Here is a 19,554-nt window from a genome sequence, read left to right as displayed (position 1 = left end):
ATCGAAGGTCTTCGAGGTACGAAGCCGGCAGGGTTGCTGCAACTCCCCTTCGCGATCTTCGCGGCTTCGCGTGAGATTTTGCCCGTAATATGGCCTCACGCGAAGCCGCGAAAAGACGCGAAGTCCGGCGTAGGAGTTCGACGACCCCTTTGCACCTTTGTGTAAATCGATGGTGGAGGTATAGTGATGGCGTCTCGCGCCAGGGCGCGGAACGGGTCGCCATCTACCCGGGGATGCTCTCCGAGCAGCCCAAAATGAGATGTTATTCCGACGGCACGAACTTCGTGCCGTAGTGGATGGTGCCGCTCTCGCCGTCCGCAGCCACCCGGCGGAAGACGCTGTGGACCCGCATCCCGATCTTCGCTTCCTCGGGGAGGCAGGCGACCTGGGCGGTGAGCCTCGGCCCCTCGTCGAGCTCGACGATGGCGAGGACGTAGGGGGTGGTGTGCTCGAACTGGTCGCTCGCCGACCGGATCACCGTGTAGGTCACGACCGTCCCCTCGCCGTTGAACTGGTGGTCGACGATATGGCCGCTCCTCCGGCAGTCCGGGCAGAGCGACCGGGGCGGGAAGAAGTGCCGCCCGCAGTTCGTGCACTGCGTCCCGACGAGGTTATACCGCTGCGGGATCTTTCTCCAGAATCGTGATACCGACATGTTTACACCCCCAGGATGTGCACGACGACCGTTGCGCCGGTGCCGCCCACGTTGTGGGTCATACCGATCTCCGCGTCCACCTGCCGTGCTCCGGCATCGCCGCGGAGCTGGGTGACGACCTCGCAGATCTGCTTGATCCCCGTCGCACCGACCGGGTGGCCGCAGGCCTTCAGGCCGCCGCTCGTGTTCACCGGGATCTTCCCGCCGAGGGCCGTGACTCCCTCTGCGGTGAGCTTCCCTGCCTCGCCCTTCTTGCAGAAGCCGAGGTCCTCGATCGCACAGATCTCGGCGATCGTGAAGCAGTCGTGGACTTCGACGAGGTCGATGTCCTTGTGGCTGAGTCCGGCCAGGTCGAACGCCCGTTTGCCTGCGGCGACCGTGGCGTCAAGGGTGGAGATGTCCCGCCGGTCGTGGAGCGAGATGGTGTCGCTCGCCTGGGCGCTTGCAAGCACCCGCACAGGCGAATCGGTGAACTCGTGGGCGCGCTCGAGCGGCACCACCACGACCGCCGCCGCACCGTCGGTGATCGGCGAGCAGTCGAAGAGCCGCAGGGGGTCGGCCACGAGCGAGGAGGAGAGAACGGTATCGACCGAGATCCGGTTCCGGAACTGGGCGATCGGGTTCTTTGCGCCGTTCTCGTGGTTCTTGACCGCGACCTGTGCGAGCTGCTCGCGGGTGAGCGGGTAGCGGTTCATGTAGTCGTTGGCGATCATCGCGTAGAGGCCGGGGAAGGTCGCTCCGGCGAACCCTTCCCACTCGCGGTCCGCGGCGCTCGCGAGCATATCCACGCTCGCCCCGGTCCCGACGTCGGTCATCTTCTCGACGCCCGCGGCGACCACGACGTCTTCCATGCCGCTTGCGACCGCGATCACCGCCTGCCGGAAGGCAAGCCCGCCGGAGGCACAGGCCGCCTCGACCCTCGTCGAGGGGACGTTCTTCGTCGCAAGTCCGGCGTAATCGGCGATCAGGGCCCCGATGTGCTCCTGCTCGACGAACCGCCCGGCACTCATGTTTCCGACGTACAGGGCGTCGATCTTCTCGCCGGAGATCCCGGCATCCTCGAGCGCCAGCGCTCCGGCGTTGACGAAGAGGTCCCGGAACGAGGTGCTCCAGTGCTCCCCGAACTCCGTGCACCCGACTCCGATTACTGCTACGTCTCTCATTTCTGCATCACGATCTTTCCCTTGTGTTTGGCATACAGTGCATAGTCGAGGTAGGTCGGGTTTGCGAGCAGTTTCTCGACGCTCGGCGCCGCCGCCCTGTTGAACTCTTCGGAGTCGATGGCGTCGGTGACGGTGATGTCGAACGCGTCGCTCCCGGCCCCGGAGCCGAAGGAGGTGACGAAGATCCGCTCGCCGGGCTTCGCTACGTCGAGCGTCGCCGCGAGCCCGATCATCGATGCTCCCGAGTAGGTGTTGCCGAGCCTCGGCACGACCAGGCCGGGCCGGATCTGTGCGTCGGTGAAGCCGAGCATCTTTGCCACCCGCTGCGGAAATTTGGCGTTGGGCTGGTGGAAGACGGCGTAGTCGTAGTCCTTCGGGCTCGTCCCTGCCTGCTCGAGCATCAGCCGGGCGGCGCCCTGGACATGCTTGAAGTAGCCGGGGTCGCCGGTGAACCGCCCGCCGTGGCGGGGGTAGTTCTGCCCTTCGCGCCGCCAGAAGTCGGGTGTGTCGGTGGTAAACGAGCAGGTCCGGTGGATCTCGGCGATGGGGTCGTTGTCACCGATGACGAACGCTGCTCCGCCGGCCGCGGCCGTATACTCGAGCGCGTCCCCCGGAGCGCCCTGGGCCACGTCGGCGCCGATGGCGACCCCAAAGGGGATCATCTGACTCTTGACCATGCCCATGCAGGTCTGGATGCCTGCCGTTCCCGCCTTGCACGCGAACTCGTAGTCGGCGGCGGTCATGTTGGGGGTCGCCCCGATCGCCTCGCCGACCGTACAGGCGGTGGGTTTGACCGCGTAGGGGTGGGACTCGCTGCCCACGTAGATGGCGCCGATCGCTTCGGTATCGACGGCTCTCCGCCGGAGGGCGGCACGTGCCGCCTCGACGGCGATCGTTGCGGTATCTTCGTCGAGATCCGGAACGGACTTCTCAAAGACACCGAGACCTCTCGTGATGTCCTCTGCGTTGGCACCCCATACCCGCGCGATCTCCGGGACTTTGATCCGGTATCGGGGGATGTAGACGCCGTATGTGTAGATGCCTACCATAGTTTTCCTCGTAGTGAACTGATGATCGCCTCGACACCCATCTGCGTACAGATTACCGTGATCCGGTCGCGTTCCGCGAGCCCCGGTATCAGCGGGTGGACCTCTCCGGGGGTGATCCCCTGCAGCACCACGCAGCGGGGCTTGAAGGGGGTGACCCGGATCGCCACCATGGGGGATTTGCCGGTCGAGACCTCGGTGAAGATGAGGGCACGCTCCGTGCTCCAGCCGTAGATGCGGTTGAACTCGCTCGAAGAGAGCTGGAGGATCGCATTGAGACTGTTGATCACCGTATACCCGTAGATGGTCTGGTCCGTCGTGCCGCAGAGCGTGACGCCGCCGATGGCCTCCGCGAAGTCCGTGAGGCTCACGGCAGACGCATACTCGTGGATGTCGTAGATGACGTCTTCGTCGAATTCGCTGTACAGGATTTTCGCAAATTTGTTGATGAACCGACCGCCGTTGTCTTCGTCGATCGAGAGGATCGTATCGACGATCTTGCCGACGATCGCGGTTCCCGGACTCTTTCGTCGTCCACTTTCGTAATCGCTGATAACTGAGGGAGAGACCTCGAGGCGCTCGGCGAGAATCCCCGGAGGGATATTGAAACTCTGCCGCCACTTCTTCAAGGCCTGTCCCGGTGAGTCCGAGAGTGTGATCTCTCCTGCCATTTTCTCGGCAAGCTGATGCCGCACCCCGGATTTCATACAGGTACTGTTAGCATCCGTACTTAAATAATTAGCGTATGCCTCTTCGACATTTCACGAAGAGGTGCCTGACCCCGATCGATGCGCAACCCGTATATAGTATGCATCTCAATTCTGATACAATGGTTGAAGCGGAAGACCTGCAGTCCTTGAAGACGATCGCCCTGCTCGGCGGGTCGAGAGGTCCAATTCGGCTCTCCTCCCAGTCGCTTGGGAAGGAACTGGAGATCAGTCCCCAGACCGCCTCGCGGCGGCTGATCGCGCTCGAGCGGCAGCAGTTCATCGCCCGGTCGATGAAGCCCGACGGCCAGTACGTCGCCGTCACCCGTGAGGGCGAGCAGGCGTTGAAGCGGGAGTACGCGGATTACGTCCGTATATTCAACCCGGAGCGGAGGCAGCATCTCCTGACCGGCGCCGTGATCAGCGGTCTCGGCGAGGGGCGCTATTACATGAGCATCCCTCACTACAAGGAGCAGTTCGGCGGATGCCTGGGGTTTGAACCCTTCCCCGGGACCCTGAACATCAGGCTCGATCCGGCGAGCACTGAAGTCCGCAAACACCTCGACCACGCCGCATGGATCGAGGTCCCCGGATTCACGGCGAACGAGCGGACATTCGGCGGCGCCCGGGTGCTCCCCTGCCGGATCGGGGGGCACCGGTGTGCGATCGTCGAGCCTTCCCGCACCCACTACCCCGACGACATCATCGAGGTGATCGCCGGGTGCGAGCTCCGCAAAGCCCTGAACCTGAACGATAACGATACGATCGAGGTGGAGATTACCCATGATTGACGCAGCCATACAGGCCCTCGCGAGGGGCGAATTCGTCCTGCTCTACGACTTTGACAACCGCGAACGCGAGACCGATTTTGCGATCCGCTCAGACGCCGTCACACCCGCCCACATCCGGCAGATGCGCAAGGACGGCGGCGGCCTGATCTGCACGGCGGTCCACCCCGAAGCGGCAAAGCGGCTCGGCCTGCCGTTCGCCCACGACGTCCTCCGGGCCTGCAGCCTCGTCGAGAGGGACGGTGAGGTCCCCTACGACCCGAAGAACCACTCCTCGTTCTCCCTCTGGGTGAACCACCGGGAGACCTACACCGGGATCACGGACCGGGACCGTGCCCTGACCGTCACCGCGATCGCGGACGAGGTGAAGAAGTCGCTCAACGGCGGCGGGCACAATTTTGCCGCACACTTCCGCACGCCGGGCCATATGGCCCTCCTCCGGGCCGCGGAGACGCTCCTCGACGAGCGGCGGGGGCAGACCGAGCTCTCGATAGCGCTCGCCACCATGGCCGGTATCACCCCGGCGGTCACCATCTGCGAGATGCTGGACGACGAGACGGGGTTTGCCCTCTCAAAGGAGGACGCGATGGCCTACGCCCGAAAGCACGGGCTGGTCTTCATCGAGGGGCAGGACGTCCTCGACCGGTGGGAGTCGCGGAAGCACGGGGACTGAAACCTCTTCTTCCGGCCGGGACACCACCCGTCCCAATCCTGTTGTTGCCGGAGCTCTTTTTACACATCGCGGGTGCCGGGCCGAATAATGCATCGGGCTCCCGGGCGTGCCATAAAAACGCGCCGCTTCTGGTGCTTCAAAAACCATATATACGATTGTACGGTATGATAAACTGATGAAAAAAGATGCTGTAGCATACTTGAATACCAGAAAGAAGGGGGATTTTGCAGCATACAAGAGTGAGGTCGAGAACTATTGCAAATACCGGTTTCAGATCGCCGAGATCTTCCATGACCACCGGGCGAACGCAACGCCTCCTGAGAAGCGGAAGGGCTTTTCTGAGATGCTCGACTACTGTGCCGCGAACAACTGCCCCGATATCATCATCCATGACCTTTTCGGTCTTGCCCGGGATATGGATGCCGGGCTTGCAGCGCTTAAGACCCTGAACGACCAGTATACGGTCTACTGCGTAAATAACGACTTTTTCGGATCGCGGGACGACGGTCAGCTGAGAAGGGAGGCCGTCGACAACTTCCTTGCATACATGGACCAGTACCGGGAGAACGCCCGGAAGGCCGCCCCCCAGGTCTCGCAGAGGGCGAAGAAGGAGGACGGCCGGCCGATAGGAAGGCCGAGAGCGCTGAACGACGGTCAGATCGAGGCCCTCGTGACGATAAGGCAGGGCGGGACCAGCATCAGCCAGATCTGCCGGATGTTTGACGTCAGCCGGAGCACGGTCAGCAAGATTCTCGCGGACTATCCCGAACTGAAGGGCGAGTGGAAGGGAGCCCGGCAGGAGCCCGGCGAGGGGATGCCGGCGGAGGAGCCGATCGAGTAACCCGCAAGGGCCCCCCCTCTCTTTCGAGATCTCTTTTCCCGGCCACCCGTACCTCTCCGGCCTCCTTCTTCCCCGGTATCCGCTGCTCGACCCGGAGAGAGGCAGGAACTGCTGCCGTACCGTTGATTGGAGGAACGTCCCGTTCGGGACAAACTCGATGGTTTCGTCAAAAAAAGGGCGGTTGGAGGGAGATTGCAGCCCTACAACTGCACCTGGGAGAGAGCGTCGTAGACGATCTTCTTGTAGAGTTCCGGCCGCGTCCCGTACTCCTCCTGTGCCTTCTTCGAGTCATCGGTCGTCCCGAAGGCATCGAGTCGGTCCAGGGTCTCGCGGGCGGTATCGAGGACCCAGAGGTCGCGGGTCTCGCGGTCCACGACCGTGATCGACTCCACCCGGACCGAGACGAGACAGGCGCCGTCCGGAGTCGTGTAGAGGTTCGGTTTCCCGACTACGGCGACGAAGGCCGGTGCTTCGATACGGGCGAGCTGCTGCATCGCCTCGGGCTGGAAGGAACTTGCCGAGATGAAGAAGGTTCCCGTCGGGTCGACCACCCTCCCGCGGTAGAAGATGTTCTGGTCGCCCTGGCGCTGTTTCTCCGTCAGGGTCCCGACGATGAAGATCCGGTTGCTCCGGATACCGGTCGGGAGGATAACGAAGTTAGGGCTCTTCTCGTCCTCGCCGTCCTTGAACTGGTACCGGGTCTCGCGGAGCTCGGATGCGAAGACTCTGCGCGCCGGTTCGCGTTCACGTGCCGGCTCGAATTTGCTCTGGGGTCTCATGCCGGCTCACCTCCGGCGCGGTTCAGCAGACTGGCCAGTTCCGCGGGCTCGAACGTGCTCGCGGTACAGGAATCAACGAGCAGCCTGCCGTCGAACTCGCTCCCGCCGCAGGTGTAGTAGCGACCGAGCACCGCGTTCTGGATGCGGTAGAAGATCTCGTCCATGCCGAGCGGGTTCGTCTCGGCGATCTGGACGGCCTCATCGAGGGTGATGCCTGCGAGTCTCTCGACGACCTCGCGCCGCATCAGGACGTTCTTCGCATGAACACCATCGTCGAGGACTCCTTTCAGGCGGAGGTCGTAGCGGAACTCGGGCTGGATCTCATGCACCGGGCAGTAGTTCTGCCGCGAGAGGGTCCGGTTGCACCCCTCGACCGGGCAGCGCTTGATCAGGCCCGAACCGGGAGCGATGTGGACGAGGGCCCCCTGGACACCTGTTTCGTTCTTTCCGACCTCGATGTCACCCTCGTCGGTGATGTACATCGCGGTGTTCAGGACGAGGGAGAGCCTGCCGTTGTACTCGTCGACGGTGGCGTAGAAGACGTTGTAGACGGCATCGAGCTCCAGTTTATCCTTGCCCTCTTCGTTCCAGATGACAAACCTGATGGTGCCGCTCTCGTCGCCGAGGAGCCCCGCCTGGAGCATCCGGTCGTGGGGGGCCTCTCTAACCTGGACGACCTTGGCCCTTACGCTCCCCACGCCGGGCTTCAGCTCGGCGATCGGGGTTATCGAGGGGAGGAGAGGGATATCTTTCTCGATCTGGGAGATGGTGGTGCCCGAGTGGATGCTCAGGTTGGGCGTGCCCCTGTACTCATCAATGACAGCGGATTCGATCCGATACCATTCGCCGTACTCCATCGCAGGGGGGTTCCCTCGTGCCCAGGCGACAAATCGGATGGCGCCGCTCGAGTCGGCGATGATCCCGGTCTGCGCCATTGAGGGTGAGACGGGTCTCGTCAGGGCAACGACCTTGCCCTCGATCGTCACCCAGTCGTTGGGGGCGACCTCACATATCTGCCGGAGCTCTGTGGAAGAGCTTCCACTGGTCCCGACACCGGTGATGTGATACTCGCGGGCGAGATCGGCCGTCACCGTCCTCTCGGCCTCTGCGGCGTTGACGCCGAACTCATCGACGAGACGGCGGAGGCGTGATTCGATCTTCTGCCGATCGGGCTGTGCACCATTCGATTCAAGTTTCCGGGAGATTCTTTCGGTTACCTCAGATAGGTTCATTCATACATCTCCAGTCTGTACTTCACCTCCTGAGACTATTAAGACTCGGCGTGCGGGGTGAAACTGAAGGGCGGTGCCTCGCGGGGAAGCCCGCGTCCGGCCGGCCACGGTGGGGGGGCGGATGCTCCCATCCTGCTGCCCTCTGTTCTCATGCGTGCAACGGGCGGTCCGGGGGCCCGCCCCGTCCGGCGCAGCGGGGCCTCCCGGCCCGGCACGGCAGCCCTCCCCGGAAGAGGCGGGCGGATGCGCCGTTTTGCCGTTCGCGCCCGGATGTCGACTATCCGCACCCGTTCCTTGAATGTATATATAGGGGCAGGGACAACATCAGGTGTATGGTATTGAATGCGGACAGTACAATCGCTGAACTCCTCCGGGAGAAGCCCGAATCGGCACAGATCCTCTTCCGGTTCGGAATGGGTTGCCTTGGCTGTGCAATCGCAAATAACGAGACGGTCCGGGAAGCCGCCCAGGCACACGGTATTCCTCTCGAAGAGATGCTCTCCGCCCTCGACATTCCCGAGGCGTGAGCTTATAATTTTTCCCGGAGGCGCTTGAGCTCCGCGAGAGTCGCCTCGGGATTCCTTTTCATATACTCCGCGACACCGGGGAGGTGCAGGAGCGTGCAGTTCGCGCACCCCCAGACCTTGCCGCCGCTTGAACTCTCGACCCACTCGCCGAGTTCCTCGTCGGCGCAGGGGTAACAGGGGCAGTAGCAGTAGTCGCACCGCTGTCCGGCAAAGTGGCAGGGGTAGTAGGGGCATCCGTCCTTCTCCCACTCGACCCAGTGCTCCCCGCCGTAGCGGCTGTAGATGAAGAACGAGGGTTCGCTCCGCCGGACCTTCCCCTGTTGCCGGGCGAGGGCCTCCGGGAGGCCGTAGAGGATCGCTGCGTGGACCCGCCGGCCGACCTCGGTCAGGGCTCCCGCGTAGGCGTGAAGGGTGCGATGGGCCGATGGGCCGGAGCAGGCGCACCGAAGGTGCGCTTGAGCGGCGTCGCGATCGCAGGCGACGGCGACCGCGTCGGTCGTCGTACCGGGAAAGTCGTAGCCGAGGCCGTGGAGCGCCTGGGCCTTCGCCCCGGTCGCGGTGATGATCGTCTCAAGAAGCGCCGCGTCGACCATCCCCTCCCTGCTGTAGACGACGATGTTGATCGTGTGCGGGGCGTTGGGTGCCCCGGTCGGGTTCGTCACCCCGGCGGTGATAAAGACCGTAACGAAGTCGTACTGGAGCACGCAGAGGTGGCGCATCTCGACGGCGGTCAGTAGGCCGAAATAGTCCCGAAAGAGGCCGTGCCGGGCGGCGAGCAGTTCCAGGTAGCGTGCCGGATCGTCGCGGAACTCGTGCGGCACCGTGTGGTTGAAGACCGTCGTGGCGTCGGCGAGACCCCCGTGGACCCCGGTGCTCGCCGCACGGAACCGGCCGCGCAGAAAAAGAGTGCCGCCGCTGACAGAATATCTCATACGGCGGAGTAGCGAACCCGGTCTTTGAGCTCCTGCTGTTTACCCGCGTTCCAGCCCGCTACGTCCTGGAGGTATCCGGTAACCCTGCTGATCTGGACGACGTCGTGGCTCCCGCACTCCGGGCAGACGGCATGGCCGCAGAGCGGGCAGTAATCGATGCTCTCGACGATGGAGTGGTGGCAGTCGCAGTGGTCGAGCGGGCACATGACCTCTAGCGTAGCCTCCCCGCAGTGAGGGCAGGGCGTCTCGTCCACGACGAAATGGCAGGTGTGGCACTTGTACCGCCGCTCGGCAACGGGGATTTCGGCGAGGCTATGGTATTTTTCCGCCAGTTTCTGCTGTTCGGGGCTCCAGTTCATGCTACCTGTATCTGCAGGAGAACATATAACCCTTAAGATGCGGGATGAGCCGCATCCGCCTCAGACCACTCATAGGGCTCGTCATCTCCCCTGCGGGATCGGAACGGAGAACTCATCACCGGCGGATACGGGAGAGGCGCTCGGCTTCGGCCGCAGGGTCCTCCGCCTCGTAGATGCTCCTCCCGACGATGATCCCGTCGACCAGCCGGGCCACCACATCGGGGTCGCCGCCCTGGGCTCCCACGCCGGGGGAGTAGATCTTTCTCTTGCCGACGATCTCGCGGAGCTCGCGGACCCGGTCGGGCCGGGTCGCGGGAGCGATGATACCGTCGGCCCCGGAGGCTACGGCGAGCGCTGCGAGGCGTTCGGCAACGCCGCCGTGGAAGAACTCGGTCGCGCCGGGGTGGCTCATCTCGGCGACGATATAGGCTTCCCCGCTGTGGCTGTGCGCCACCTCGACACAGGTCCGTGCGGCGTCGGCCCCCACGAAGCCGTGGGCGATGACGGCGTCAAAGCCGGCGGCAAAGACCGCCTCGCAGATGAGGCGGTTGGTGTTCGGGATGTCCGCGACCTTGAAGTCGGCGATGAGCGGGAGGCCGAGCTCCGCGAGGTCCCCGGCGATCGAGAGGCCCGTCGAGAGGACGAGGGGGTAGCCGACCTTGATCGCGTCGATGAAGGGAGCGCAGGACTCCGCGATTGCGCGTGCCCGCTGCCGGTCGAGGACATCGAGGGAGAGGATGAGTTCGGTCATCGTTCCAGCCTCTCCAGCGTTGCCGCCACCAGGAGCGGCAGGTTGATCGTCGCGTCGCCGTAGACCGTCGCGGCGGTCGCCTCGCCGGTGAGTTTTCCCCACGACCGGGCTTCGTCGAGCGTCGCGCCCGACAGTCCGCCGAGGTCCGGCCGGTCGCCGGTGAGCTGCACCGCGTAGTCGAATCCGCTCTCGGTCATCAGCTTGCTCTGCAGGATGTAATTCTTCGGGACGCCGCCGCCGACGAGGATTGCTCCGGCCCGTTCGGCCTCAAAGCACCGGTCGAGGAGTCCCGGCATGTCGTCGAAGGCGCTGACCGTGACCTTATGCGTCTGGGCAAAGAGCCAGTACTGCAGCCCGATCATCGAGTCCTGGATCGCCGGGCAGTAGACCGGCACCCCGGCTTTTGCCGCCTCGGCGAGGATCCCGGTCTTTAGCCTGCTCCCGACCTGGTTGAGGAGGCCGGAGATCGAGATCGTCGAGCCTTCCGGGAGGGACGAGTAGACGTCCTGCATGAACTCCTCGAACCTGATGAAGGCTTCGTTCGGGAGGAAGATGTCGTAGATCCGGTTGACCCCCTCCTCGCAGAGTTCGGCGTCGGAGACCTGACAGGTTCCGTGGTAGTGGTGGCAGCCGACAGCCTCGATGACGTCGTGGGTGAGGTTTGCCCCCGTCGAGACGAGGACGTCGATATGCCCCTGCCGGATGAGGTCGGCGACGATCCCGCCCATCCCGCCGGGCACCATGGCGCCGGAGAGGCCGAAGAACTTCAGCGCTTTCTCGTCGCGGAGCATCCGCTCGTAGATGTTGACCGCCTGCCAGAGGGACCCGCCGTTATAGGCCCCGGCCTTGCCGAGTTCGTCGACGAGTTCGCCGACCGTCATACCGGCGCGTACCCGTGCCTGTTGTACTGCATCCCCGTATTTGAAGGTCATGATAGTGGTACACCAGCTCTCCTGAGATGTTGGTACTCATGCACGATAAGGGATCGTCTTTTTACAGAGTCGTCATGGAGTGCGGTCGGAAGGCCGATCCGCCCGGACCCGGTCGCGGCCTCTGGCGATCCGGGACCTCTTCAAAAGGCGGTTGCCTGCTCCGGGCTCTTCCAATGCAGCGGTTCAGTTGCAGAACTCTGCCTCCCACGCGAGGATCCCGCGCACCAGCGGCCGGGCAAGGTGCCGGCGGGCCGTGGGGGGGACCTCGTACCATCCCGGCAGGATCCGGCGCTCGACCCGCTCGATCTCGGCTTCCCTGCTGCGTGCGCTGCAGGCCCGGCACTTGTAGCCCTTCCCAGCCCCGGCGCTCGTCATCCGTTTCGCGCAGACCGGGCAGAGAGGTGGCCGGACCCGGACGGCGTCCGCGAGGCGGCAGACGCCGATCTTCTCGAGGTTGAGGCTTTCTCCCTTGTAACTCCCGGCCGCGGCCACCACGTCGCCCGGGACGAGGGCCCGCACGACGTCCCGGAAACCCTTGGTCGGCTCGTAGGCCATGCAACGGACCTCCTTCCCGCCGTCTGCAAGGGCGAACGAGACGTGGCCCCCGATCCCGGTGGACGGAACGCCCGCGACCGTGCCCCGCACCAGGTACGAACGGCCTTCCCGGAGTGTCCCGATCGTTCCCGGCACCAGGTGGGCGTCCGTCCCCTGGTTGGTGGTATAGACCTGCTTGCACGCCGGTTCCTCCGATAGGACGAACGAGCCGGCTTCCCGGACCGCATCCGGGCTCTCCCCCCGGATCCCGAAGAGGACCGGATCGGGCGTGTGGGGCACGCAGACCACCACGTCGTTTGCCGGGTCCACCGTGTCCCAGGTCCGGGGATAGGTCGCCGCTTCAGCATGGAAGAGGCTCGTCCGGTCCACCTGCCGCGGGGTGCCCCACACCTCCCGCTTCCGGTAGACGAGGAGCTCGTAGGTCCGGTCTGCCAGATCGCTTGCCACCGCCGCGGTCGCTCCGATGAGCCCGCGCCGGTTCTTGTAGCCCCGGTAGCAGGCCCCGACCGACTCAAGCACCCCGACCGCCTCCTCGACAGTGCAGAAGTCACGGAGCGCCGCGTAGTAGAAGTCCGGCGGCGGCCGGACGGCGGCAACCACCACGCCCGGGTTGGTTCTCGGGTCGTCGAACTCCGCGAGCGCCTCCACGCACGCGCAGGTGATTGCGAAGGCCGTCGCCGGGTCCCCCACCGCCTCGATCGAGACCGCCGCGTTCCCCCGGGTCTTATGGATGACGTTCGGGTTCAGCCTGACCAGCCGGGCGTCGACGATACGCATTCCCGCACGCTCGAGCCGCCGCACCAGGACCGCTCCGATGTAGGTGGTGCACATCCCGGCAGGGGAATCCGTATCATCTATGCCGATCCACATAACCTTACAATTTATATCATTCTCCGGCTATATCGATTCTTACGGGTTATGTCGCAGGATCGCCTCCCCCAGATGGTCATCAGCATCATGCTCCTTGCAGACTTCGACGTCTCGGAGCGGTGCAACATCCGCCCGCGGAGTTTCGACCTTATCGCGAAGAAAGGCGACACCCTCGTCATCATCAAAGTCGCCTCGCACATCGACAGCGTGAGTGCCGACATAGCAAGCGACCTCAACCTGATCGCCCGGTACCTCCAGGCCACCCCGCTCATCGTCGGGGAGCGGGCGCGAGACACCGAGCTCGAGCGGGGGGTCGTCTACATCCGCTACGGCCTCTTTGCTCTCAGTCCGGAGACGCTTTACGACTATTTCGCGGAGGGGACCTCGCCGATGGTCTACGCTTCTCCCGGCGGCCTCTACGTGAAGATCAAAGGCGACCTTCTCAAAGAGGTGCGGGAGCGTTCCCGGATGTCGCTTGGCGACCTCGCGTCGCAGCTCGGGGTCTCGCGCCGGACTATCAGCAAGTACGAGAGCGGGATGGGCACCACGCTCGATATCGCCATCAGGCTCGAAGAGCTCTTCAACGCCCCGCTCGTCGAGACGATCGATCTCGTCGGCTATCGCTCGCCCGAGCCGGAAAAGCCCCCGGAGTCCGCGACCGGGGACGTCCTCGTCGACCTCGAACGCATGGGGATGGAGATCCACGCGATGCGGCAGGCGCCGTTCCAGGCGCTGGCGCTCTTTGAGCGGCATACGATCCTGACGGCATACGGCACGTCCCAGAAGATCGTCAAGCGCGCTTCCCTGATCGGCAACATCTCCCAGATCACGCGGACGTTTGCGATGTGCGTCGTCACGGATTACAAAAAGCAGAAAAAGATCGGGAAAACCCTCCTTATCGGCGAAGAACATCTCCGCACCCTCGAAGATGGCTCAGAACTCATAGATATGATAAATGAGTGAATATCTTTATATAGAACTACAAACCTACCTTTCTATCGCTTAACAACGGTGATACTCATGTCAAGTCTTGGAGGACAACCAATCCTTATCCTGAAAGAGGGTAGTCAGCGTACCCGCGGCCGTGACGCTCAGTCCGGCAACATTGCTGCCGCAAAGGCCGTCGCAAGTGCAGTACGGACGACACTCGGCCCCAAGGGCATGGACAAGATGCTCGTGGACACCATCGGCGACGTCGTCATCACGAACGACGGCGTGACCATCTTGAAAGAGATGGACATCGAGCACCCTGCCGCGAAGATGATGGTCGAGATCGCAAAGACCCAGGACGACGAGGTCGGCGACGGCACCACGACGGCAGTCGTGATTGCGGGCGAGCTCCTGAAGCGGGCCGAGGACCTCCTCGAGCAGGACGTCCACCCCACGGTCATCGCCCACGGCTATCGCATGGCTGCGGATAAGGCGCAGGATATCCTCAAGGATATCGCCATCGACGTCAAGCCCGACGACATGGTGCTGCTCAGAAAGATCGCCGACACCGCCATGACCGGCAAGGGCGCCGAGGCCGCGAAGGACAAGCTCACCGAGCTCGTCGTCAAGGCGATCACGATGGTCGCGGACGCCGACGGCACCGTCGACACCCAGTTCGTGAAGGTCGAGAAGAAGGTCGGCGGGTCCATCGAGGACTCCGAGATCGTCGAAGGCATGATCATCGACAAGGAGCGCGTGCACCCCGCCATGCCCCGTGTCGTTGCCGACGCAAAGATCCTCCTCCTGAACGCCGCCGTCGAGTTCAAGAAGACCGAGGTCGACGCCGAGATCAGCATCACCAGCCCCGACCAGCTCCAGATGTTCCTCGATGAAGAGGAGCGGATGATCAAGGGCATCGTCGACAAGGTCGTTGCAAGCGGTGCGAACGTCCTCTTCTGCCAGAAGGGTATCGACGACATCGCCCAGCACTACCTCGCGAAGGCCGGCATCTTCGCCGTCCGGCGTGTCAAGAAGAGCGACATGGAGAAGCTCGCCCGCGCGACCAGCGCCGCCGTCGTCAGCTCCATCGACGCCATCGCCCCCGAGGAGCTCGGCAAGGCATGCAGCGTCGAGGAGAAGAAGGTCTCCGGCGAAGAGATGATCTTCGTCACCGGCTGCGAGAACCCCAAGGCCGTCTCGATGATCATCCGCGGCGGCACCGAGCACGTCGTCGATGAACTCGACCGCGCGATGGAAGACGCACTCCGCGTCGTCAGCGTTGCCGTCGAGGACAAGAAGTTCGTCGCCGGCGGCGGTGCACCCGAGATCGAGCTCTCCCTCCGGCTCCGCGAGTACGCCGCATCCGTCGGCGGTCGCGCCCAGCTCGCCATCGAGGCGTTTGCGAACGCTCTTGAGATCATCCCGAGAACGCTTGCCGAGAACGCAGGCCTCGACCCGATCGACATGCTCGTCGCTCTCCGCGCATCCCACGAGAAGGGCGGCGCAGACGCGAAGTACATGGGGCTCGACGTCCTCAACGCCGCCTCCGGCAACATGCTCGCAGCAGGCGTCGTCGAACCCCTCCGGGTCAAGACCCAGGCGGTCTCCAGCGCCGCCGAAGCCGCCGTCATGATCCTCCGGATCGACGACGTCATCGCCGCATCCAAATCCGCCGGCCCCGCACCGGGCATGGAGGATATGGGCGGCATGGGTGGCATGGGCGGCATGGGCATGCCCCCGATGTAAGATCACCGTACCGTCCCGTGATACATTCCGGGGCCCGATCCGGCCCCGGATTTTCCCTTTCTACGGCCCATCCGGCGTGCCTCCTTCTTATAAAAGCTCCTCCGGGGTAAGCCGCTCCGTGCGCCCATTCCTCTCATCCGGCTGCCTGAAGATCGGCGTTGTCTCATTCGAGACGCCTGCATCAAGATCGGTTATGATAAATATCCTGCGGATATACCCCTATTTGAGGCCGTTTCGGTCGGGACGGGAAGCAGACGCATGAAGAGCGGAAAGGGTGCATGAATGGCGGCAAAGAGAGCGGCACGGCCCTCGCTCCCGTTCATGGTCTACCTCCTGCTTGCCATCGTGCTCGCGATGGGCCCCGTCGTCTGCCTGATCTCGTGTATCGACTACATCGGGGTCCAGCAGGGGCTGGAGGCAAATGCCGAAGAATTTCGTGAACAGACCGAATACGGTGCCATCCTCTCCCTGAGCCTCGTCGATGCGGGGTTGAAACTCTTCGACGGCACCCTGGACCGCGAGATGGAGGAGGCATTCGGTCCCGTCCTCGCCGAATACGAGCGGACGGGAGGTGACCCGGCCCGGATGGACCTTCTCCGGGTCAAGGAGGCGCTCGGGGGCGGGATGGACGTGTATATCATCAACGAGAGCGGCGTCATCGAGTACACCACTTATCTCCCCGATCTGGGATGCGACTTCAGGGAATACCCATCCTTTTACGACCGCATCACGGAGATCCGGCTCGGCGAGACCTTCGCGGCCGACAGGGTCGTTGCCGGGATCGCCACCGGGGAGTTCCGGAAGTACGCGTATCTCCCCTCACCCGACCACCGCTATCTCTTCGAGCTCGGCCTTGCGGAGTCAGAGTTCCGGCGGTACCGTACGACGCTGAAATACGGCGACGCGGTCAGGGATCTGGTGAACCTGAATCCGGGGATCCGGGAGATCCGGATCTTCGACTGTATGGGCACCCGGGTTACCGGCAAGGCACATCCCGACGACGATCACCGACTCTTGCTGGTGCGGCAGGCGTACCGCGAGAAGACCACGCTTGAGGAGGTGAACGCCACCGCGGGTGAACTGACCCGGTATCTCTTCGTCGATCTCTCGGATAGTGATTATGCGTCGGATATGAGCATGATCGTTGAGCTGACCTACTCCACGAAGGCCGCAGATGAGAAGATCGCGGATCTGTTTGCCCGGCAGGTCGGGGTTCTCCTCGTCGGATTCGTTCTCATCAGTTGCCTCTCCGCCTTCGCCGTGCATGTCCTTGCGCGGCCGGTGCGCAACCTCGTCGAGGACGTCGATGCCGTCGCGCGGGGCGACCTCTCCCACCCCATCAGAGTGGACGGGAGCGAGGAGTTCGTACGCCTCGGTGAGAGCGTCTCGGCGATGGTTGGAGCCCTGAAGGAGACGATGCAGAAACTCCGGGCGTCGGAGGAGGAGATTATCCGGCGCAGCCATACCCTCGAAGAGGAGGTCCGGGAGCGGACGGCCGATCTCGAGGAGTCGAACCGCATGGCGACCCTCTTCCTCGACATCATGCGGCACGACATCAACAACGCGAACAACGTCGCAAACCTCTACTCCGACCTCCTCCTTACAGAGATCGAGGGGCAGCCCGAAGCCGAGCTGCTCCGGAAGGCAAAGATCGGGCTCGCAAAGAGCATCGAGATCGTCCGGAACGTCAACACCATTCAGCACATCCAGGGGGGCCTGCTGTCGCCCAGTCCGGTCGATCTCGACCTGGTCATCAGGCGCGAGATCGAGCAGTCTCCCGGCGCGAGGATCGCCTATACGGGCAGCACCGCCGTCGTCCTCGCCGACGACCTCCTCTCGGAGGTCTTTGCAAACCTCATCGGCAACGCCGTCAAGTTCGGGGGCCCGGAGATCGGGATCGCCATCCGGGTCGAGGAGCACGGGGAGGAGGTCGTCATCTCCGTTGAGGATGACGGGCCGGGCATCCCCGATGCCGTGAAGCCGCGGCTCTTCGACCGGCTGAGCCGGGGAACCCACCGGGCGGCGGGGACCGGGCTCGGCCTCTACATCTGCCGGATGCTCGTCGAACGATACGGCGGAAGGATATGGGCAGAGGACCGGGTGGAAGGCCGGCCGGAGTGCGGGGCGGCCATCAGGTTCACGCTCCGGAAGGCCGGGGCGGGAGGTGGCCGGTGACCCTGTTGGGCAGCAGCGGGGGCGGGCCCCGGCATTTCGGCACGTATCTCGCGCTCGCCATGATCCTGATCACGCTCCCGGTGATCGGCCTCATCGCGGTGCTGGACTATCAGCAGGTCGAGGCGGAGCTGATCGCCGGAAACGACCTGCTCCGGGAACAGACGGAGAAGAGCGTCGTTCAGTCGTTACGTCTTGTGGATGCGGGGCTGGGGCTTCTTGACGCCACGCTGGACCGCCGGATGCAGGAGGGGTTCGGCCCGGTCCTTGCCGAGTACGAACGGGCAGGCAGGGATCCGGGTGCCATGGACCTCTCCCGCGTCCAGAAGGAGATCGGTGGGGAGATGGATATCTACGTCATCAACGCGTCGGGCGTCATCGAGTATACCACCTACTCTCCCGATCTCGGTCTCGATTTCCGGCAGATCCCCTACTTCTACGACCGGATCACGGCTCTCCGGCTCGGCGATGCTTTCGAGACGGATCGCGTCGTGACGGAGCCGGCGGGGGGGGTGTTACGGAAGTACGCATACATGCCCTCCCCCGACCATCGCTACCTCTTTGAGCTCGGCCTCGTCTGCAGCGTGGCCGACCCCGACCGTCACGACCCCCGGTACCAGGCCTTAAAGGAGGATCTCATGCAGTTGAACCCGGCACTTGCGGGGATCCGGATCTTCGACTGCTACGGGAGGGTCATCAACGTGACGGATTCGGAAGATCCTGTCGGGCCTGCAGCCTTAAACCCGGTCGCCCTGGAGGTCTTTGAGAGGAAGGAGGGGAGGACGCTGGCGGATCCGGCTGCCGGGACGATCACCCGATACATCTTTGTCGATCTCTCCGATCCCCGGTATCCCTCCGACACGAGCCGGGTCGTCGAGCTGACCTATACCACCGCTCCCCTCGACGCCCGGCTCGCGGAGATGCGCTTTGGCCATGCCTTCGTCGTCCTCCTCTCGAGCCTGATCGCCTGCTGCATCGCGGTCCCGGTCTCGCGGCGGATCACCCGGCCGGTGCGGGAGATCGTCGACGACGTCAACCAGATCGCCCGCGGGGACCTCGATCATCGGATCCGCATATCCACGGGGACCGAGTTCGCCCGTCTGGAGAGCAGCATCGGGGCCATGGTCGACTCCCTCAAAGAGAATATCAGGCGTCTCCGGGAGTCGGAGGAGACCTCCCGGCAGTACAGCACCCTGCTCGAGGACCAGGTCCGGGAGCGGACGGCCGACCTGGAGGAGTCGAACCGCGCGGCCGCACTCTTCCTCGATATCATGGTCCATGACATCAACAACGCGAACACCATCGCCATCGGGTATACGCGGCTGCTCATCGAGACACTCGAGGGCGAGCGGCGGGAGATGGCCGAGAAGATGCTCTCGCGGCTGGACCAGAGTTCGGGGATCATCGGCTGCGTCGCCACGCTGCGGAAGGTCCGTGAGAGCGGGGAGGCACTGACGCGGGTGGACCTCGATCGGGTGATCCGGACGCAGGCGGCGGATCACCCCACGATCCGGTACGAGGGCCGGCCGGCCACGGTCCTCGCCGACGGGCTGATTGCCGAGGTCTTCGCGAACCTCATCGGGAACGCCGTCAAGTTCGGGGGGCCGGGGGTCGAGGTCGCCATCCGGGTCGAGGAGCGGGGCGAGGAGATCGTGGTCTCGGTCGAGGATACCGGGCCGGGGATCCCCGACGCGGTCAAGAGCGGCGCGTTCCGCCGGTTCGGGAAGGGGGAGGGGTCGCTCGCCGGCGCAGGCCTCGGCCTCTACATCTGCCGGATGCTTGTCGAGCGCTACGGCGGAAGGATCTGGGTGGAGGACCGGGTGGAGGGCCGGCCGGACCTGGGTGCAGCCATCCGGTTCACGCTCCGGAAGGTCCCGGAGGAGTAGCAGGCACCCG

19 protein-coding genes are annotated in these 19,554 nt (G+C 64.0%); 8 read left to right on the top strand and 11 right to left on the bottom strand.

Annotated elements, in window-relative coordinates:
* Window positions 1–262: 262 nt before the first annotated feature.
* Genes F8E02_RS02700 through F8E02_RS02685 form a run of 4 tightly spaced genes read right to left on the bottom strand, consistent with a single transcriptional unit; the run spans window position 263 to window position 3,571 of the window.
* Entirely contained in the window at window positions 263–655 is a 393-nt protein-coding gene (locus tag F8E02_RS02700; protein ID WP_317063910.1) for a Zn-ribbon domain-containing OB-fold protein, read from the bottom strand.
* 2 nt (window positions 656–657) lie between these two features.
* Window positions 658–1,818: a thiolase domain-containing protein gene (locus F8E02_RS02695; RefSeq protein ID WP_317063908.1), complete on the bottom strand. Its 1,161-nt coding sequence runs from the start codon at window positions 1,816–1,818 to the stop codon at window positions 658–660.
* On the bottom strand, window positions 1,815–2,867 hold the full coding sequence (locus F8E02_RS02690) for a hydroxymethylglutaryl-CoA synthase (RefSeq protein WP_317063906.1): 1,053 nt from the start codon (window positions 2,865–2,867) through the stop codon (window positions 1,815–1,817). Before F8E02_RS02690 ends, F8E02_RS02695 begins: the two co-directional genes overlap by 4 nt.
* The gene (locus F8E02_RS02685) at window positions 2,861–3,571 is read right to left on the bottom strand and encodes a helix-turn-helix domain-containing protein (protein WP_317063905.1); all 711 of its coding nucleotides are present in this window, start codon (window positions 3,569–3,571) and stop codon (window positions 2,861–2,863) included. Before F8E02_RS02685 ends, F8E02_RS02690 begins: the two co-directional genes overlap by 7 nt.
* A gap of 122 nt (window positions 3,572–3,693) precedes the next feature.
* Here F8E02_RS02685 and F8E02_RS02680 point away from each other — a divergent pair, with 122 nt between their 5' ends.
* From F8E02_RS02680 to F8E02_RS02670, 3 genes are all read left to right on the top strand, one after another.
* Window positions 3,694–4,362, top strand: coding sequence for a DUF120 domain-containing protein (locus F8E02_RS02680; protein WP_317063904.1), 669 nt, complete (start codon window positions 3,694–3,696; stop codon window positions 4,360–4,362).
* Entirely contained in the window at window positions 4,355–5,032 is a 678-nt protein-coding gene (ribB, locus tag F8E02_RS02675; RefSeq protein WP_317063903.1) for a 3,4-dihydroxy-2-butanone-4-phosphate synthase, read from the top strand. The genes F8E02_RS02680 and ribB overlap by 8 nt, the downstream gene beginning before the upstream one ends.
* Window positions 5,033–5,207: 175 nt before the next feature.
* The gene (locus F8E02_RS02670; protein ID WP_317063902.1) at window positions 5,208–5,873 is read left to right on the top strand and encodes a helix-turn-helix domain-containing protein; all 666 of its coding nucleotides are present in this window, start codon (window positions 5,208–5,210) and stop codon (window positions 5,871–5,873) included.
* A 200-nt stretch (window positions 5,874–6,073) separates the two neighbouring features.
* Here the strand turns inward: F8E02_RS02670 and F8E02_RS02665 are convergent, their stop codons facing one another.
* Both F8E02_RS02665 and F8E02_RS02660 read right to left on the bottom strand, forming a co-directional pair.
* Window positions 6,074–6,652, bottom strand: a complete 579-nt coding sequence (locus F8E02_RS02665; RefSeq protein WP_317063901.1) for an RPA family protein — start codon at window positions 6,650–6,652, stop codon at window positions 6,074–6,076.
* Complete coding sequence (locus F8E02_RS02660) at window positions 6,649–7,884, bottom strand: nucleotide-binding protein (protein ID WP_317063900.1); 1,236 nt, start codon at window positions 7,882–7,884, stop codon at window positions 6,649–6,651. The genes F8E02_RS02665 and F8E02_RS02660 overlap by 4 nt, the downstream gene beginning before the upstream one ends.
* 332 nt (window positions 7,885–8,216) lie before the next feature.
* Between F8E02_RS02660 and F8E02_RS02655 the strand changes: the two genes are divergently transcribed.
* Window positions 8,217–8,411 carry a DUF1858 domain-containing protein gene (locus F8E02_RS02655; protein WP_317063898.1) on the top strand — a complete coding sequence of 65 codons (195 nt, stop codon included), beginning with the start codon at window positions 8,217–8,219 and terminating at the stop codon, window positions 8,409–8,411.
* 2 nt (window positions 8,412–8,413) lie between these two features.
* Here F8E02_RS02655 and F8E02_RS02650 read toward each other — a convergent pair whose 3' ends face one another.
* The 5 genes from F8E02_RS02650 to F8E02_RS02630 form a co-directional block, all read right to left on the bottom strand.
* Window positions 8,414–9,343, bottom strand: coding sequence for an adenosylcobinamide amidohydrolase (locus F8E02_RS02650; protein WP_317063897.1), 930 nt, complete (start codon window positions 9,341–9,343; stop codon window positions 8,414–8,416).
* A complete protein-coding gene (nrdD, locus tag F8E02_RS02645) occupies window positions 9,340–9,702 on the bottom strand; it encodes an anaerobic ribonucleoside-triphosphate reductase (protein ID WP_317063896.1) in 363 nt (120 codons plus the stop codon). Before nrdD ends, F8E02_RS02650 begins: the two co-directional genes overlap by 4 nt.
* Before the next feature lie 115 nt (window positions 9,703–9,817).
* Window positions 9,818–10,453 (bottom strand): orotidine-5'-phosphate decarboxylase, encoded by a 636-nt coding sequence (gene pyrF / locus F8E02_RS02640; protein ID WP_317063895.1) that lies wholly within the window; start codon window positions 10,451–10,453, stop codon window positions 9,818–9,820.
* On the bottom strand, window positions 10,450–11,385 hold the full coding sequence (locus tag F8E02_RS02635; RefSeq protein WP_317063894.1) for a deoxyhypusine synthase: 936 nt from the start codon (window positions 11,383–11,385) through the stop codon (window positions 10,450–10,452). Before F8E02_RS02635 ends, pyrF begins: the two co-directional genes overlap by 4 nt.
* Window positions 11,386–11,568: 183 nt before the next feature.
* Window positions 11,569–12,810 (bottom strand): tRNA(Ile)(2)-agmatinylcytidine synthase, encoded by a 1,242-nt coding sequence (locus F8E02_RS02630; RefSeq protein WP_317063893.1) that lies wholly within the window; start codon window positions 12,808–12,810, stop codon window positions 11,569–11,571.
* A 48-nt stretch (window positions 12,811–12,858) separates the two neighbouring features.
* Here F8E02_RS02630 and F8E02_RS02625 point away from each other — a divergent pair, with 48 nt between their 5' ends.
* From F8E02_RS02625 to F8E02_RS02610, 4 genes are all read left to right on the top strand, one after another.
* On the top strand, window positions 12,859–13,773 hold the full coding sequence (locus F8E02_RS02625; protein WP_317063892.1) for a transcriptional regulator: 915 nt from the start codon (window positions 12,859–12,861) through the stop codon (window positions 13,771–13,773).
* A gap of 57 nt (window positions 13,774–13,830) precedes the next feature.
* Window positions 13,831–15,486 (top strand): thermosome subunit alpha, encoded by a 1,656-nt coding sequence (gene thsA, locus F8E02_RS02620; RefSeq protein ID WP_317063891.1) that lies wholly within the window; start codon window positions 13,831–13,833, stop codon window positions 15,484–15,486.
* A 282-nt stretch (window positions 15,487–15,768) separates the two neighbouring features.
* A complete protein-coding gene (locus F8E02_RS02615; protein WP_317063890.1) occupies window positions 15,769–17,661 on the top strand; it encodes a sensor histidine kinase in 1,893 nt (630 codons plus the stop codon).
* The gene (locus F8E02_RS02610) at window positions 17,658–19,544 is read left to right on the top strand and encodes a sensor histidine kinase (protein WP_317063889.1); all 1,887 of its coding nucleotides are present in this window, start codon (window positions 17,658–17,660) and stop codon (window positions 19,542–19,544) included. Before F8E02_RS02615 ends, F8E02_RS02610 begins: the two co-directional genes overlap by 4 nt.
* The last annotated feature ends 10 nt before the right edge of the window (window positions 19,545–19,554 follow it).

The organism is Methanoculleus caldifontis (genome assembly GCF_032842345.1).
Lineage (GTDB): Archaea > Halobacteriota > Methanomicrobia > Methanomicrobiales > Methanoculleaceae > Methanoculleus > Methanoculleus caldifontis.
This window is presented reverse-complemented; position numbering and strand designations above follow the sequence as displayed.